Source organism: Massilia sp. TWR1-2-2 (assembly GCF_049897565.1).
In the GTDB taxonomy this organism is placed as follows: domain Bacteria; phylum Pseudomonadota; class Gammaproteobacteria; order Burkholderiales; family Burkholderiaceae_D; genus JAFCUW01.
The window spans coordinates 165,375-180,966 of the sequence record NZ_JAFCWM010000002.1; the positions used below are offsets into that span (position 1 = coordinate 165,375).

Below are 15,592 nucleotides of genomic sequence, written 5' to 3' on the forward strand. Positions count from 1 at the left end.
CGTCGTGTGCAAAGGCAGAGAGGACGGCAATTTGAAGTTTTCCTTTTGCCAAGTCTCGCGACGATGTGGTTTAGTCTACGATCGCACTACCCTCAGCCCCCCCCCTTTTGAGGCAGTTGACGTCCCGACCGTGCTTGCCACAGAAGATGGGAATCGGGCCTTTGCTTGCCCGTCAACAGCGCCTTGCCCGCGCGCGTATTTTAGTAATTGCAATCCGAGCCACTCTGCCGCTTGAGGCGTCAATTGGATCTCTCCACCTTGTTGCGCAGATATGCCCAGGTCCGTGATGCGGACCCCGACCATAGGCCCACTCGGGTCACTGTTAATGAACCTGTGCTGCCCCTTGCTGGCCCACCATTCTTCAAACTCCCTCATGACTTGAAACCCCAAGGACTCAGGAGCGATCGCAAATGCGTTTTCACCGATTTTCACGGCCATTTCCTCAGTGATTGTCGATCCGGGCGCCACTAATTCGGATGCGCCGATGAAGTCGTCAGCGTGCATCGTCCTCTTGACCGCGATAGAAAAATCGAATGACCTGCCAACCCATTCCTCCACCATAAACGCCCGCAGAAATTCTGGCTTATTTGCGTATCGCCACGCGCTAGGTACATTGGTGTACTCGACGCTCATGCTTGCTTTCGTGAAAAAGTAACCGCCGTAGTTGCGGCCGCCAACCTGTACAGATGCATACATCATAAGTAGCTTTCGGAAGAAACGGAGTGCGTAGTATCGCAGCAAATTTCCTGTTAACTCGACCGTTAACTCACTTTTTGTATGGATCGGCGGCGCAAGCCGGCGAAACCATTAGGGCCCTTTGGAGTTTGCGAATATCAGTTGAGAATCGATTCCGCTACGCATCGGAAGAATAGCCTATCGAGGCAGGGCGGGCTCCGTGGCAGCTACCCGAGTCGGTTTCACAATGGTAAGCACGGTCGCGCGGGAAACGCCGTAGAGCTTCGCCAAGGCGCTAACGCTCTGCTTGCTCGCATACCCGTGCGCCATCGCCTTGCGCTGCTCAGGCGTTGTTTTGGTGGGCCTGCCGAGCGTCTTTCCTTCCGCCTTGGCTCGCGCCAGTCCCGCTTGGGTTCTCTCTACAATCAGATCGCGTTCCATCTCCGCCACCGCAGCCAACATGGCCAGCATTAGCTTGCCCGCCGGGGACGTGAGATCGAGCTTGCCGAGTTGGAGGACGACGACCTCCACATCAAGTGACGCCAGAGCCTTAATCGTGGCCAGGACATCAGGTGCGTCACGGCCGAGGCGGTCGAGCTTGGACACCACCACCGTGTCCTTCTTTCTCAACTTTGCCAACATTTCGCCGAAGTGTTTGCGCTGGGCGGCATGGGCCTTGCCGCTAATGGTATCCGCATACCAATATTCGACCGAGTAGCCCGCTCGCTCAATTTCAAGCCGTTGATTGTCGGCCGTTTGCTCAGCCGTTGAAACTCGTCCGTACCCAAAAACCGCCATGATTCGCCCCGATTAGATGTTGGAAAACGGAATCAATATAAATCAACATGTTGATATATGTAAAGGCTATTTTTTCAACGCGCGGATAGCGAACTGTTGATGAGTGTTGAAAAACGGTCGTTTTCTGACGGGAGCCGACTTGGCTTATCTGCAGTTCAGCGCATGCAGCGCTGTCAATTTCGCAGTGACAATTCTACAAAGTGATGTTTTTGGCAGTATCATCTTCAAGCACTGCAGTAGCGCCCCAAATCCCGAAGGTCGCGCAAAGTGTCAATACGCGCTGCCGATGAAAGAGAAAGCCTTAACTGCGTTGCCGCGGCATCTCGGTTTTTGCATATTTTAAGGGGCACACGACAGTCAAGAACATGCGTCTACGTCTGTATAAGTGTCAGAGCGAAGAGAACAAATCAAACAAAGGAGGTTCACATGTTTCTTGAGGTTGAGCACGAGAGTTCATTGAGCCCGCCGTTGGCACACATAACGCAGATGACCGGCGCCAAAGTTCGGGTGTTTCTCACTGAAGTTGCGGAGGGAACCTCTAACTATCGAAGCCTTCACAGTCTCACTCAGCAAGTTGAGCATCAATATCATGGTCGCTTTCTGATCGAACTGATCCAGAACGCCCATGACGCTTTCGAGGCCCCAACGAAGGAAATTATAAATCGAATCGAGGTCGTCTTTGACCCCACCGATTCTCCTTACGGATCCCTGCTCGTGGCAAACGACGGGCTACCATTCTCGCAATCAAACTTCGACCGCCTGTCGCAACTAGGTCAAAGCGATAAGGACCCACAGAAAAATATCGGCAACAAGGGCATCGGATTTCGAAGCGTCTTGGAGATATCCAGTAGTCCAGAGGTATACTCCCGGCACTCCCCGAAAAGCACGACCTTCGATGGATATTGCTTCGCCTTCCGGCCCGACGTTGTAAAGTCACTTGATCTTCCAGTCAACCTGCTTGCGAATACCGCAAACGTGCCGGAGTGGTCTGTCACCGGGCAACCGCTCGTCGAAAGCTGGTCGAAAGAGATGCTTACCAAGTTTCGCGCGAAGGTCAGGAGCAAGGAAAAAGGTTGGCTGTCCGGCGAGACCAAATTTCTGTCCCCTTACCTCCTGCCGATCCCGCTAACAAATAGGGCGAGCTCCCGCGTAGCTCAATTCGAATCAGACGGCTTTTCGACCGTCATTCGCTTGCCTCTCAAATCCGACGCACTCCGTTCGTACGTGCTGGAGCGCATGAATGAGTTAGGCATAACAACGGTTCTCTTTTTGGAGAAGTTGTCGATCCTGAAAATCGGGAATGGAAGCAGCGGATCCACCTTTGCGCGTCATGCCGAATCGCTCGATCGAGACCTAAACGGCGAGCGTGTCGTGATCCAATCCAGCAATGCGGAAGACGCTGAATACGGCGTATGGAAACACGACCTGCATGTTAGCTCCGCTTCTGAAAAATTTCGCAAAGCAGTCGCAGCGCTTCCAGGACGTTGGCCTGAGATTCAGGACATTTCAGTTTCCGTGGCCGTGCGTTTCGGGGCTACGCCAGAGGCAGGAAGATATAGCATCTATTTGCCGACCCGGGTTCATACGGGTAGTGCAGCCCATATCAACGCGCCCTTCTTCGGCGACATGAGCCGAACCTCGATCGACTTCGAGGACTCTTACAACGAACAACTGCGCGATACCGCTCTCGACTTGGCCGTCAAGGTCGTTCGCGAACGCCTAGCTGGTAAAAGCGAAGTCGAGGCGTGCGCCATCGTTGACATTCTTGCGCCGTTTGGCGCCGGCCTTGCGGGCGAAAAGTGGATCGAGCTGATCGATGAGGCGGCAGCGAGGGCGTCAGTATCGATGACGAGCGAGCCTCTGACGCTCGCTGAACGCGGCTGGCGGGCTTGGGAGCGGACTTCCCTGGTTCCAACGCTTCGTGGCACTACCTGTCTCACCGAAGACTGTCTACGGAGGCATGCCACGTTCGATGTTTTTCACCGCTGCCTCGACACTAGGCTCGACCAGGTCAGAGCCTGGGCTGCGTCCAGATTCTCAACCGGCGCAAATCCAACGGACGAGTGGCTCGCAGCGACTGTAGCATCGGTGGCGAGAGAAATACACGAACAAAGTGGGGACTGGAATGTCTTCTGGCGCGAGGTTGGGGCTCTCATGCCGAATGGGCAGGCGGAGCTGGCCAAGCATGAGGTGCTGCTCGGTACCGACGGCATGCTGCATCGTGCAAGTGGCGGCATGAAGATCTTCTTTCTGCCTCGCCAAGGTACGCAGGACGACAGCGACGTGGGGAATGAGGCGGACGCTATCGACGTGCCTCAAAGTCTGCGGTCTTCCGTCGCCTTTGTGAGCGATCAAATTCAAATGTACGACATGACTCGGCCAGCTGTGCAGACCGCTGTTCGAGCCTATCTGGGTAATGGCAGCTATGTTTCCCGGTTTCGCGTCGAGACGATTTTCTCGGAGATCCTTCTGCTTACTATGCCCTCGTTGCCGGCGCCTCTCGAGGGGGGCCATTACGAAAGGTGCCGTGAGATACTGTCGTGGGCACTACGCCTCGTGGCGACTATCGTCTCGCGGGGAAAAGGGGGCGACGCCACTCTACGGCTTCTCGGAGGCATTCCCGTTCCTTGCGATGGTGGCTGGTTCCCGATGAGAGACGCCAGTTTCGGTGCAGGCTGGCCAAAGACCGTCGGTGACGTGCTTCAAACATACTTGAATGGCCTGGAGTCATTCGAGGCCGCTGAGGCAAGGAAGAGGGTGCTGCTTCCACCCGAACACGCCGCCTGGCCCGGAGTCAACTCTACCGAGTTGGTGTTGTTGAAGCATGGCGGTGTCTTCGATGGCTTGCGATTGCTGGAAATTAAGCCGGCGACATGGCATAGCGAATTCAACGCATCGGAGGCTTTTTTCCAGTTGCCGACCTGCCCGCCTAGCGCATTTCCAAGCGATACGTGGGCAGAGTGGGCAGCTGTAGCTCAGCGGGAAACACGGCCGCCTTACAGGCATAATCAGCCGTACCAGGTCGGCAGCTTGTTCGTTTTTCCGGGTATGGCCGAATCTCGAGCGATGCCGGAGTTCACGCGCACCGCGCTCAGCGAACTGATTTTGCAAAGCCTCCCGAGTTGGGGCCCCGGGCTCGAAAAGATTGCTATTTCCAAAAGAAGAGGCGAATGGAACAAACTCGTCGTCTCAAGCCCGCTTAGATATTTTCTTCGCACGTCGAAGTGGATGGCCATACGCGAACAAAAAGGAATTGTCTGGGCGAATCCCGCACAACGCTGGTTCGTGCCGGCAGACATGCTGTCCGGACGAGCACGCCACTTCGCTCACTTACGAGCGCTTCCGATCGGCATTGCCCGCACGATCGCGCAACATTCAACGCTGCTCGACAATCTTCGCTCGCTTGGGATGCCGAATTTGGATCCGCATTCGAACACGTCGAATCCGGCTTTGCTGGATGCGCTTACCGCGGCAGTGGACAGCGACGATGTGGCCGATACCAACGTCCTGCTCGGTCAGATCCGCGACGCATGGCAGCGCTTCCGGCCCGATGACGCGCGTCAGCCTCTTAAGCGATTGCCAGTACGGCGTCAAAACAAGCTGCTGGCCGCAATCATTCCAACGCCCCAAGAGCCAGCATTTATTCCGGACACCACCGCGTTCATCGCCGAGCTCGAGGAGTTCGATTTCCCGGTCGTAGCGATCGGAGTGAGCGATGCCAGAGAGCTGCGCGATTGGTTCGCCGAGACCTACCAGGATAAAGTGCAGTTCACGTCAACGCTCTCTCTCGTTCCCAAGGTGAACGGATCACCGTGGACGGGCGCGCATGCCTCGCTCTTCGCGGAAAGTGAGCTCTCGTGGTTGTTGCGCCCGCTTCTCGTGTTGGCGGCACACGGACGAGGTGTCCACTCCGCCGCGTTCAAGGAACGAAGCGAAACGCTCAGATTGACGCGGGTGGCCTGGGTGCCGAGCCTGCACGTCGCGGTGTCGCGTGGCGACACCGAGCTTGCTATCACCGCAGTGACTGCGCTTTGGGATACGCAGCGCAAGACGCTCATCCTTACCGAGGGCTGCAAATCCCGTCTGGAAGCGATCAGTGGCGCACTCTCTCATGCGCTGGAACGCGACGACCTCGAGCTGCCTCTTCGTTTCCTGCTTAGAAGCATTCCGTCAATCGACGACGCTCCAGACGATGTTGCTTCGTTTCTTGCGCCCTTGCACATGGTGACGCCTGAGCAGGTTCATGAAGTTCTTGAACACCTCAAGGGCGACATCGGACATATGGCGCGGCTGGTATCGATACTTCTCGCGGTAGTCAGTCCCGGCTCGGATGTTGAACCTCTGTCGAGTGCAAGCACTGAGGAAGAACTCAGCGCCGCGCTGGCGCAGCTCGACATACCATCGTTGAACGTTGCTCGAGTATTGCAAGCCGCTCGTGACAGTCAGGACCTCTTCGACTTTGGCCGCACGGTATCGAAAGATTTCGGCAGCAAAGCATCGATGGCATGTTGGAACAAATTTCTGGCCGATCAAGGTCTGGTCGTCCAGTCGAATCGACAGTGGGCGCTTCAACTTCAGGCATCGCTCGAAGAGGCTGCGTCTTCGATGAAGCGAGTTATCGCTCATGCTATCGGACGCGGAGCGATGCTGACGTATGCGCAGATGCGCCAGGAATACGTCGAACTGGTCACCGCAGCCAACCTGAGCCAGTCACATTGGAGCGTCGAATTCCCGGATGCGATGGCGCTGGTCGCAAACGTTGTCAACGTTTGGCTCGACGATCAGGAGGTGATTCTTGCGATTCGTGATGCCGAGTCGAATGAACAGCTCACGGAACGGTTGGCTGCGGCGGGTGTCGCAATGGACTGCGACCCCGACGAATGCAGCCGCAACAACAACGCCTTGTTCGAGACAGTGGCGCTCGAATTGGACAGGCTGTACGTTGCATTCTGGGTGCGAGGCATGTCGGAACGTCCGGAACAGGAAGTGCAATCTTTCATCGATCGCTATCGGGCGGCCGCTTCCACGTTTCTCGCAAGCGAGGCGTTCGTCACGCGGTGGACGGAAGGCCGTGTCATGGCATTACTGAAAAACGTCAAGTATCCGGATCTGCCGGCGTTCGGAGATGCAGTCGTTGCATCGAGCGATTTAGCATCATTGCGTTTGGTCTTGAACATCTCGATGGATGAGCTTGCGAATGTCAAAGCGCGCATGGAGGCGATGAAGGCGACGTGGATGCGAAAGCGCCGCATGGTAGATATTTGCGGCGACTCTTTCGACAGTTCCGAGGACAATTTGCACAATCTCTGGTCCTTTCTCTCCGAGCGGAACCCGGACACGAATCTCGATCACATCAAGCTAGATCTGTCTAAGCCATCCTCCATCGGGCCGGGCAAAACGAAACGTAATAATCGGAATGAGGTCACGCCGCCAACGTCCCGAAAGCAAGGGCGCCCTTCGAAAGCCGTAGAGGAACTGGTAGGCCTCGCCGGTGAGATTTACGTCTTCCGATTGCTTCGCAAGACGTATGGTGAAGATGCAGTGACAGCGTCCGCATGGGTTTCCGAGAATAGCTTGAAAGTCTTTCCGTCGAATCTTACCGATGACGGCAGAGGTTGCGACTTTGCCTTCACGATAAAGGGAAAGCAGTACCGAATCGAAGTCAAAGCATCCACTGGCAATGACGAATCGTTCACGATGGGTTCGTCGGAAATCCGCCTCGCGATGGATATCGGAACAAAATCGCGACGGCGCAAGGAAATATTTCGGATCGTGCATGTGACTAATGTACTTTCGACATCACCCACCACAGTCGTCCTGCCCAATCCGTACGATCCAGCATTCGCCGACTCCTTCAGGATCGAGGACGCTGACGCGCGCGTGCGCTACTGGAAGGCTTAGAGCCGTCCTTCTTGGCGCGCGACGCGCCCCAAAGTGAAAATCGTCTCGCGACGAACCGTGTGCCTGGTCACACGCTTGGTAGGACGGCACGCTCGCGCACCATGATTTCGTGGGGCACTTTCCTTGTCACGCTCGGGTTTTTGAAGCACTCCAGCGCATACCCGAGTGCACCACAGTCGCTCCGCAGCAGAGCGCACCGTCGGCCACTCTTGGCGATGGCGGGCAAGGACTTGCGCACGAGCGTCCACAGCGACATCCTTGACGGCCTGCGCGAGCATTTCGGGCGTCGCGTTCTTCGAGTGGGGCAGAGGTTTAGGGAGATCCGCAGCAGCGCAGGAGCCGGCCGGCCGTTTGCGCATCGCTGCGCCTGCTGCTCGGTCGCACCGTCATCGCGCCTCTCTTGCTGGACTCCACCACGCGCCGTGAACGAGCAGCGCAAGGCGTACAGAAAGCCAAATCCGCAGGGAAGTACCAGGCCGAGTCGAGGATACCGACCGCAATATGCTTATCCAAAAGCACCTAAAAGCGGGCTTGGCTAGCCGGAATGAAATCATGTCGCTGGTCGGTTGCATCCGTGGAACTATTGCCAAACAAGCGGGGCTCTTGAAAGCGGCAACTAACGACTAAGCAAGCGGAAAAGCCGCTTTTGGAAGGGTGTTGTTGTCGCGCAGCGACATCGTTTTGCGCAAGTCGGGGCGCGAATCGTGCTTGACCCTGCCGATATGCGGCGTTAGAATCGTCACTCCTTCGCTAAAAACGAAGTGCATCTTGAGTACGCAGGCCCACTCGGAGTCTGCAATCAAGAGCTTGTACAACGCCTAAGTGTCGCCAGGTGTCTGAGTTCTCTTGGACGAACGACGTTGTATGGGTTAGGAACTCGGGGTAATATATTGCTAATGGGAATAACAACTACACTCCGTAGCTTGTGTATTTCCTATTACTCTCCGGCCCCTATGCAAATGGAATTATCTTCAATCTCCCGCCTCATTCTCGACCTTCTGTCGGAAACATCCCCTGAATACGGTGCGCGCTTAAAGCAGCGCCTTAACTCGGCCCTGGTGAAACAGGGGCACGAGCATTTTAGCGAGCGCACGTACGGATTCTCGCGCTTCCGCGACTTCTTACAGAAATCATTATCTGGCTCGATTAGCATTGAGCGTCCGAGCGGGTCGGGCGATATCCTCGTGCACCTTGTAAAAAAACCTGCAATGACTGTGAGTTCGGGCCCAACAGCTGTCAGCGAGATTCTCCCGGTCATTCGTAGTGATGTGTGGCAAGCGTTCATCCAACCGGACCTATCGCGAAAGCGCTACCTCAGAAAATCGACCGGGCAGTTGCTGCACTTTTTAGAGGGGGCCAACACCGCTATAGCAACTGAAGTGAACGATGCGAAACAAGATTTCGCGGAGATAATTCCAGTTAAACCCGAAGTCCAGCTTGCATGGATGAGGGATTATTTGACGTCTACGTCCGTTTCAGCGTCTGCGAAGGAGGCGATAAGGCCCCTTCTCAGCGCAGCGTACTCCAGTATGCTTAACGCCACATTCACTAGGGCATTGGGTGACCAAGGCGCGGAATGGCGAGCGCATCGGACCCATCTCGTTCATCGGCGAATCGATGAATGGTGCAAGTTAAATGGTGTGCCAATCGAGCGATTGGCCGCTGCAACAAAGACTGAGTCTCTTGCCCCGCCAGCAATTCCAGGCGCCAACGACAGCCCCAGAGCACAAGCCATTCGCTTACTTGAAACTCTTAGCGAAGATGATATTTCGAGAATTATTTTGCCGATGTTGGCGACAACGATGTTCGTCAAGGCTCGGATGGCAAGCTAGCAATGGCGACTCTTTTTGTTGTTGGACTACCAAAAGAACTAAGCGCTCGGTTGATTGCCATCGCCAGTGCCAATGCCGTTCGACTAACAAGCATCTTGGCAGAGGTCAATGATGCCGGTAAGTTGCAACTTGTCCCTTTTGAGGTGGACGCAATATATGCGGTCCAAGGTTACATCAACTCTCTCGCTGCCTACGAAGAGGGGAATGTTCTAGTACTACCTTACGCTTCCTTGTCTGATTCAGTCTCTGACGAACTCGCTACTCTGGCGGATGTCGGTGGGACACTCACGTTTGCGCAAACCAAAGATGACATCTGGCCCCGCTTCAACGGCTCTCCCGACCAGCCATTCTTAGAAAAGCTCTTCAGCGCCTTCGTGGCGAAATTTTTCCCATTGCGGCCGCAAACGCCTTCTCAATACTTTGGTTCCGTTGCCGAACGGACACCTAGGTTGCTGATAGCCCAAGGCGCCCTCGATTTGGCTGACAAAGTAGCACCGCAGCGTAAGAAATTTATCATGAACTGCGCGGATGCTTTTGCGGCCCTTGTTTCGGCGAATGGCAAAGTGGGGACACTTGAGGACTATTTCGCCGGTCGGTCGCTTATTCATGCTCAGTCGGGTGGTGTGAGCGCCTCGTTATGCCTTATGCGGGACGAAACTAGCGTCTATCAAGAAACGCGAAATACCCATCTAAAGCAAGGCGATAAAACCACACCTCAAGGGTCTCCGCGCGTTTATTTTCACTCGCTTTTCGTCGGGAAAGATAACTATGTCGGGGTGATTTATGCTGGCCCTCATCCGTCGTCAGACTTCTCAAAGACGCATGTTCTAAAGTGACGCACAGAGCACTTGGGCGGCGAATGCCACATCAACACGACGCTAGAACAATTGCCCCATGAATGAAGACTTCCTGACGAGCCGGAGCGAAAATAGCAAGTGGACGTCGCGGCGCACAAGGTCGTTACGCGCCTCGCCGCGACGATCTCGACAGCGCTCGTCGGCCCGTATCTTGACGCTCAAGCCAAGCCCGTACATCTCGATAGTGGACGCCAGTCAAGCGCGCCAAGCGCGCTGATAGTCGCGCATGTCGGCTGCGCCACTTGAACGGCTGGCGCTCTGCTACGAGCTGACCCGGCGCCCCCCCCATTGAGGATAACAACTTTGATCGTGCGATCCGCGCCCGATCCGCTGCCGATGCGGCCAAATTGCTGCGATACCGCAGTCTATGACAGTGCCGACAGGCCAGCTCGCCTCCCCAGAAGTACAACGATTGGAAATTCCCCTCGTGCGCGCGAGGGCACTTTAGGCATAGGCGCACTCGGTCATCTAGGCAAGAAACCGCGACGATGTCCACCATCCACGTTCGACCGCCCAGGAAGATCGCTACGCGGTCCTGAGTGAGTACGACCACAGTGCGCACGTCGCCATCATCAAGAACCAGCCTGGACGCTCCTATGGCGTTTGCGGTGCGCATCAGCTTTGGCAGGTTCAGCTCGAACGCATCTTCGAGAACCGGCACTCTTGGCGCCTTTGCTTTTTTCATCGATGTACCTAAAAGAAAAGCGAACCGGGCATATGCATGCGGGTTCCTGGATGGGCTACTGCAACAAGGTTGGAGCATTCCAGCGATGACTAGGAGGCAGTTGGCCTGATGACGACGTGGAGGCTCCAGGGGATCGCGATCAGGGGGCCAAGAACGCACGCAGCTCGGCGGTTCGTTCGGTGTCTCCGCAGGGTTGACCTTGCCCACGCTGAACTCCTGCGCGTTTGTGATTGGCCCAGGGATACAGTCAGAGTACCGGGCGAAAAACAACTCGCGCGACTATTTTGGCTGACCCAGCCGTACCCCCATCTGCATCGGCGGCCAGAAAGGCACGGGACATTGCGCGTGCACATGCCAAGGAAGCACTGCGTGCAGCACGGCATCGCTCCATCCGGGTTTGGCGGCATGCGGGCCGCGTGTCCACGCCGTCACCGATCACCGTGGAGGCGCGCAAGCAACTAACTGGGATGATAAATCACAATCAAAAGCAAAAGCCGCTTGCGGTCTATAAGCTAGGCCACATGCGGCTTTCAGGGTAGATTAGTATAAAAAAGAGATATCCCCTTTCTTATTTTACTTCCTCTCTCTCTGCCCAATGTTGGGCAATAGAGGCTACTGTTTTTATTGCTTTTATTGCCGTTATTGCTCTTGGTCCGGTTGCCCGACGAACTCAGATGCGATGTAGGCAGCGCGCGTCTTCCCCTTTCCACTGGCCGACTTCGTATCGTAGCGGCGGATGTTACGGTCTGATTCCAGATTCTCGAACACGCTGCGGCGCATGCGGGTTTCGGCCCCCTTGAACTTCGCGGACTTCCTGGCCAGATCGAAGACGGTCAGGCCACGGCGGCCGGCCTTCACGATCAGGTTGGCCACGTCATTGCACAGGGCTGCGAACGGGGTGTCAGCGATGTTATCGGCCATTCGGCTGATCGCTCGGTCAGCCCAGAAGGTCACGTAGTCGATCGCCCATTGCGCGTGCTCGGCGCCGATCACGTCCGCCTCGCTGGAGTGCGCGACGATCAGCGACACGCGCATGGCGATTTCCCGAACGCGGCTGTACATTTCGGCCATGCCGTGGATTTCCAGCTCGTCCATGCGCTCGATGCACCGCAGCTCCAGTTCGGTGAACAAACGGCGCGCTTCGCCCGAGAAATCCAGAATGGCCGGAACCGGCACCTCGCTGTGCACCGTGTCGATGATATCTGCCATATCGCCGCCGCCCTTGACGCGGCACTCGCGGACCCAGCGAACCAGATCGTCGGGCATCGCCACTTGATCGACAAAGCGGGCCGGCTGGCGCCCCAGATCGGATTCAACGACGATGAGGCGGTTCAAAAAGCCATCCGTCAGCGCGCCCGATCCTACGGCCTCGTAGAACGGCGTGGGCGTGGTCATACCCAGTACTGTCAGTGCCGGATTCTCCACATGGCGCGGCCCCAACCCATCACGTTGCGCCTGATTCAGGGCGGCGGTAGAGAAAGCCTTGGGCTGGAGCGTCCCGCCGCAGCGGCCGAACACCTCCATGAGGCGTTTTCGCGCCGTACCGCCATTGGTATTATTCTTCGCGTTCGCGGTCTTAAGCATGTAGCCGAACTCATCAATAATGGCGATGTGCGTGGGATGCGCGCGCAGCATCGAGTCAATTGCGCTGTCGGACGTGTATTCCGACGCGGGGGACATGGTGGAGAACTTAGCGGCACGCAGGACGCGCTCGATGGCAGTCTTCGCATGCTCCTTGCCGGCGCCCGATACTCCGATGTTGAGGAAGAACAGCGACGTCCAGTTGTCATTGGTGGTGCGGAATTTGCGCCCCATGGCGACGCTGCCGAGCGCCAGCGCCGCCTGCACGGCGAACATCGGCTGCGGCTTCATGGCCGTGGCGTCGGTCCAGTCAACCATCAGGCTCAGCTTGCCGGGGACTGTCAGCAGGTGGTGGGGGATGTCGCATACGGGCTTTTCGGGCATGGGAACTTCATCGGGTACGACGATGGGATTTGCGACCGTGCCATACTCTGGTTCGGCGACAGGCATGCGGTTCAGGCTTTCCAGCAGCTTGCTGATGTCTACATCCTTGAGGCGCTCCTCATCGGCCATCATTCTGACCCTCTCGTACGTGATTCCGCCGCCCGGCTTGAAGCTGTTCCACGCCTTGATCAAAGCACCGGCATCGTATTTCTCGGGGCAGGTCTGGCTCCACTCGTCGGCGAGATCGAACATGTCCTTGGACTGGTTGAGAGAGTGGAGGCCCATCAGGATCTTCAGCCATTCGTCCCGGCTGCATGCAGCCGAGATCGCGGCCAGGTCGTCTTTGATGGAAGCACGCTCGAACGGCAGCAGCGGTTCGGCGTTGGGCGCAATTTCCACACCGGACTCAGTCAGCTTTGCGGACTTGCTGAAGTGGTCGAGCACCCACTGCGGGAGGTCTGCCATCACATAGCCGTCGAACAGGTCGCTGGAAGCCTCCATCTCGTAGCGGCGGCCAGATGCGTGGACCGAACCGGGGCCGACCACGTAGCCGTTGACCTTCAGGTCGATGTTCTTCCCCATCTTGCCTGCGAAGCTGAGCGAGCAGTCGGTCAGGAAGTAGTAGTGGCTGCCGCCCGCGCCGGTCAGCACTTCGACGGTTGCCGGCAGGCGGCCGTGGACAATCTCCAGCTCGTCGAGCGCCTCTTCACCGCCGACCTTGTAGCGGTCAACGTCCACTACCATGACCATTTTGCCGGTGTTGCAGACCTCTTGGCCCAGACGTACGCCATAGTTCAGACCAGGTTCATACTTGAACCACATATTGATGATGGCCGGATTGGTGGTGGCCTCTTTAAAGGGATCCGTGCGGCGCGGGTGTTTGCCGGGGTCGGCGCAAGTGGCGTTGCCGCAGGTGCACTTGCCATTCTTCATACCATGCAGCGGGAACACAGCGTGGCCCAGCGATGCCATCAGGAGGGCCTGTGCGTGGGCCGGAGAGACAGCTGCGGAGGTGTCGTAGGGATTGCCCTGGAGCGCCGCGACAGGCGCGGTAGACGTGTTCTGCGCAGCAGGCTGCGGGTCGCTCTCCTTTACCTCAAAGGCGGCACGGGAAGGCTCCGCAGCAGCGCGCTGCGCGCAATCTGCTGGGTCGAGGGCGATCATGCTTTGCCCTTCAGTTTTTGGATGCGCGTGATGGGAGTCCATTCGATCCAGCCATTGGACGTGAAATTGTGAAAGTGGAATCTCGCCTCGGTACCCTGGAGTTCGAGCAGCTCTCCAATTTGACCCTCCCGGTCAGTGAACGCCTGGATGACTGGATTTTCCTTGCTCATTGCGATATGGAAGGTCATCGGGCAGTTCTTGATCTCGAGATCGAACATTACAACGTTGCCGCTGGTCCAGATGAAAGCGATGTACATGGTGCGCGTCGCGCGGCGTGGGTGAGTGTGCAATTAATTCTCCTGGAGTTTTTTGGCGTGCCGGCAGCACCGCTGGCAGCATAAGTGAGTTGGTTCGGACTAGCAGGCGGCTTTTGCCAGGCGACGGTTGAGGATGGACAGTCGTTTGTTCTCGGTCGTCAGCACTTCGACGGTCCGTTCCATTTTCGACACCGCGAAGTAGAAATCCCAGAACGGAATCATGTCCAGCGGCTGGCTTCCGACCTCCGAGCAAATGCGATTAACGAACGCCATTGCCGCGTGACGCAGGGCCATCATGTCGGAAGAGTCGGCAGCACTAGTAGATTGCATGGCTTGGGCAGCTTTGCGCTTGCTGATGGTTTGGATCTGGTCATGCAGCGTTTGCAGCAAGGCCGGACGTTCATTGTTCGAGGTGGTGGAGAGGGACATAATTTACTGCTTTCTGCCTTATCGTTGGCGTGAGTTAGCCCCTAGCGACGGGGCTATAGTTTTTTGAGACTGCGTGGTTTTTGGGCTTGTCGCCCGGCTTGCCGTTACGGCGTTGGGGGCGGTTGGTAGGTGGTTGGGTAAGTCATGAGTCCGCCCTTAATTACCGTTGATCAGCAAATTGCGAATGTCAGCGACGCGCCATGCCAAGCGGCCGTTGATGCGGATTGGGCGGATCGGGCCGTCTTCGTAGCAGGCCCACTTGCGGAGGGTCTGCTCTTTGCGGTTCAAGTGGAAGGCTGCTACGTCGGTGGGGACATGGCTACGGTTTTCCGACTCAAGCGACAAGTACAGGGGCGCAGGGCCAAACTGTGGGAGGGGCGAAACTACTGCTTCGGGGCACATCGGAGGTCTCCTGCGTCGTTAAGATGTTCGCAGTATCCGATGCCGAAAGCGGGAGTAAAAGGGGCCAAGTCCCAGACGGAACTTACCGTGCCTTAGCGTGCACTAGCGTGGTTTCTAGACCGCTTTTGCGCGCTCCATACGTGCACGGAGCTGCTTGAGGGTGAAGAATTTCACGATACCGCCCGCCTGGTACTTAATCACATCGTCGTCTACGCCGACCAAGCAACCGTACTTCTTTTCGGCGAGTTTGATGAGTTCCACAAACACGCTGTTCGCGAATTGGGGGTTCGTTGCGGTCGAGACGGCGACGGCAATTTCGTCAGCCATCACCGCCCGACGACGCTGCTTTTGTACAGGGGCCGACAGTGGAGTGAGGAAGCCAATATTAGGACCAGTCAGCATGTAACTGACGGTCTTGTGACCCAGCTTCAGACGTTCGTCGAAGCCACGCGAGTGGGGTGACGGTAAAAGCGACGCAGTACCTGCCATGAGGGCGGCGAGCAATTGTTGTTCGGGCGAGGGGGAACGAAATTCTGACATTGTGGACTTAAGGCTGTTGGCCGCAGCACTATACATTCGCGCCGCTGTGGGCGCAATTAACAGATGAACTGCAACTCAAACGCGGCC

General features: G+C 56.7%; 11 protein-coding genes. 3 read left to right on the top strand and 8 right to left on the bottom strand.

Annotated features, from left to right (window positions below):
* Positions 1 to 75 precede the first annotated feature (75 nt).
* The gene (locus ACP7DD_RS02695; RefSeq protein WP_426173166.1) at positions 76 to 699 is read right to left on the bottom strand and encodes a hypothetical protein; all 624 of its coding nucleotides are present in this window, start codon (positions 697 to 699) and stop codon (positions 76 to 78) included.
* 174 nt (positions 700 to 873) lie between these two features.
* Entirely contained in the window at positions 874 to 1,473 is a 600-nt protein-coding gene (locus ACP7DD_RS02700; protein WP_426173167.1) for a recombinase family protein, read from the bottom strand.
* Between the two features lie 426 nt (positions 1,474 to 1,899).
* Between ACP7DD_RS02700 and ACP7DD_RS02705 the strand changes: the two genes are divergently transcribed.
* Positions 1,900 to 7,374, top strand: coding sequence for a sacsin N-terminal ATP-binding-like domain-containing protein (locus ACP7DD_RS02705; RefSeq protein WP_426173168.1), 5,475 nt, complete (start codon positions 1,900 to 1,902; stop codon positions 7,372 to 7,374).
* Between the two features lie 623 nt (positions 7,375 to 7,997).
* On the opposite strand, the gene ACP7DD_RS02710 is transcribed toward ACP7DD_RS02705, so the two are convergent.
* The gene (locus ACP7DD_RS02710) at positions 7,998 to 8,189 is read right to left on the bottom strand and encodes a hypothetical protein (protein WP_426173169.1); all 192 of its coding nucleotides are present in this window, start codon (positions 8,187 to 8,189) and stop codon (positions 7,998 to 8,000) included.
* Positions 8,190 to 8,327: 138 nt separating this feature from the next.
* Here ACP7DD_RS02710 and ACP7DD_RS02715 point away from each other — a divergent pair, with 138 nt between their 5' ends.
* Together ACP7DD_RS02715 and ACP7DD_RS02720 are read left to right on the top strand one after the other, a co-directional pair.
* The gene (locus tag ACP7DD_RS02715) at positions 8,328 to 9,206 is read left to right on the top strand and encodes an OST-HTH/LOTUS domain-containing protein (protein ID WP_426173170.1); all 879 of its coding nucleotides are present in this window, start codon (positions 8,328 to 8,330) and stop codon (positions 9,204 to 9,206) included.
* 2 nt (positions 9,207 to 9,208) lie between these two features.
* Positions 9,209 to 10,042, top strand: a complete 834-nt coding sequence (locus tag ACP7DD_RS02720) for a hypothetical protein (RefSeq protein ID WP_426173171.1) — start codon at positions 9,209 to 9,211, stop codon at positions 10,040 to 10,042.
* 1,345 nt (positions 10,043 to 11,387) lie between these two features.
* On the opposite strand, the gene ACP7DD_RS02725 is transcribed toward ACP7DD_RS02720, so the two are convergent.
* The 5 genes from ACP7DD_RS02725 to ACP7DD_RS02745 all read right to left on the bottom strand — a co-directional run bounded on the left by ACP7DD_RS02725 (position 11,388) and on the right by ACP7DD_RS02745 (position 15,505).
* A complete protein-coding gene (locus tag ACP7DD_RS02725) occupies positions 11,388 to 13,877 on the bottom strand; it encodes a bifunctional DNA primase/polymerase (protein WP_426173172.1) in 2,490 nt (829 codons plus the stop codon).
* Positions 13,874 to 14,167 carry a hypothetical protein gene (locus tag ACP7DD_RS02730; protein ID WP_426173173.1) on the bottom strand — a complete coding sequence of 98 codons (294 nt, stop codon included), beginning with the start codon at positions 14,165 to 14,167 and terminating at the stop codon, positions 13,874 to 13,876. The genes ACP7DD_RS02725 and ACP7DD_RS02730 overlap by 4 nt, the downstream gene beginning before the upstream one ends.
* A gap of 66 nt (positions 14,168 to 14,233) precedes the next feature.
* Positions 14,234 to 14,563: a hypothetical protein gene (locus ACP7DD_RS02735; RefSeq protein WP_426173174.1), complete on the bottom strand. Its 330-nt coding sequence runs from the start codon at positions 14,561 to 14,563 to the stop codon at positions 14,234 to 14,236.
* Between the two features lie 156 nt (positions 14,564 to 14,719).
* The gene (locus ACP7DD_RS02740; RefSeq protein WP_426173175.1) at positions 14,720 to 14,851 is read right to left on the bottom strand and encodes a hypothetical protein; all 132 of its coding nucleotides are present in this window, start codon (positions 14,849 to 14,851) and stop codon (positions 14,720 to 14,722) included.
* Between the two features lie 228 nt (positions 14,852 to 15,079).
* Complete coding sequence (locus ACP7DD_RS02745; protein WP_426173176.1) at positions 15,080 to 15,505, bottom strand: hypothetical protein; 426 nt, start codon at positions 15,503 to 15,505, stop codon at positions 15,080 to 15,082.
* Positions 15,506 to 15,592 lie beyond the last annotated feature (87 nt).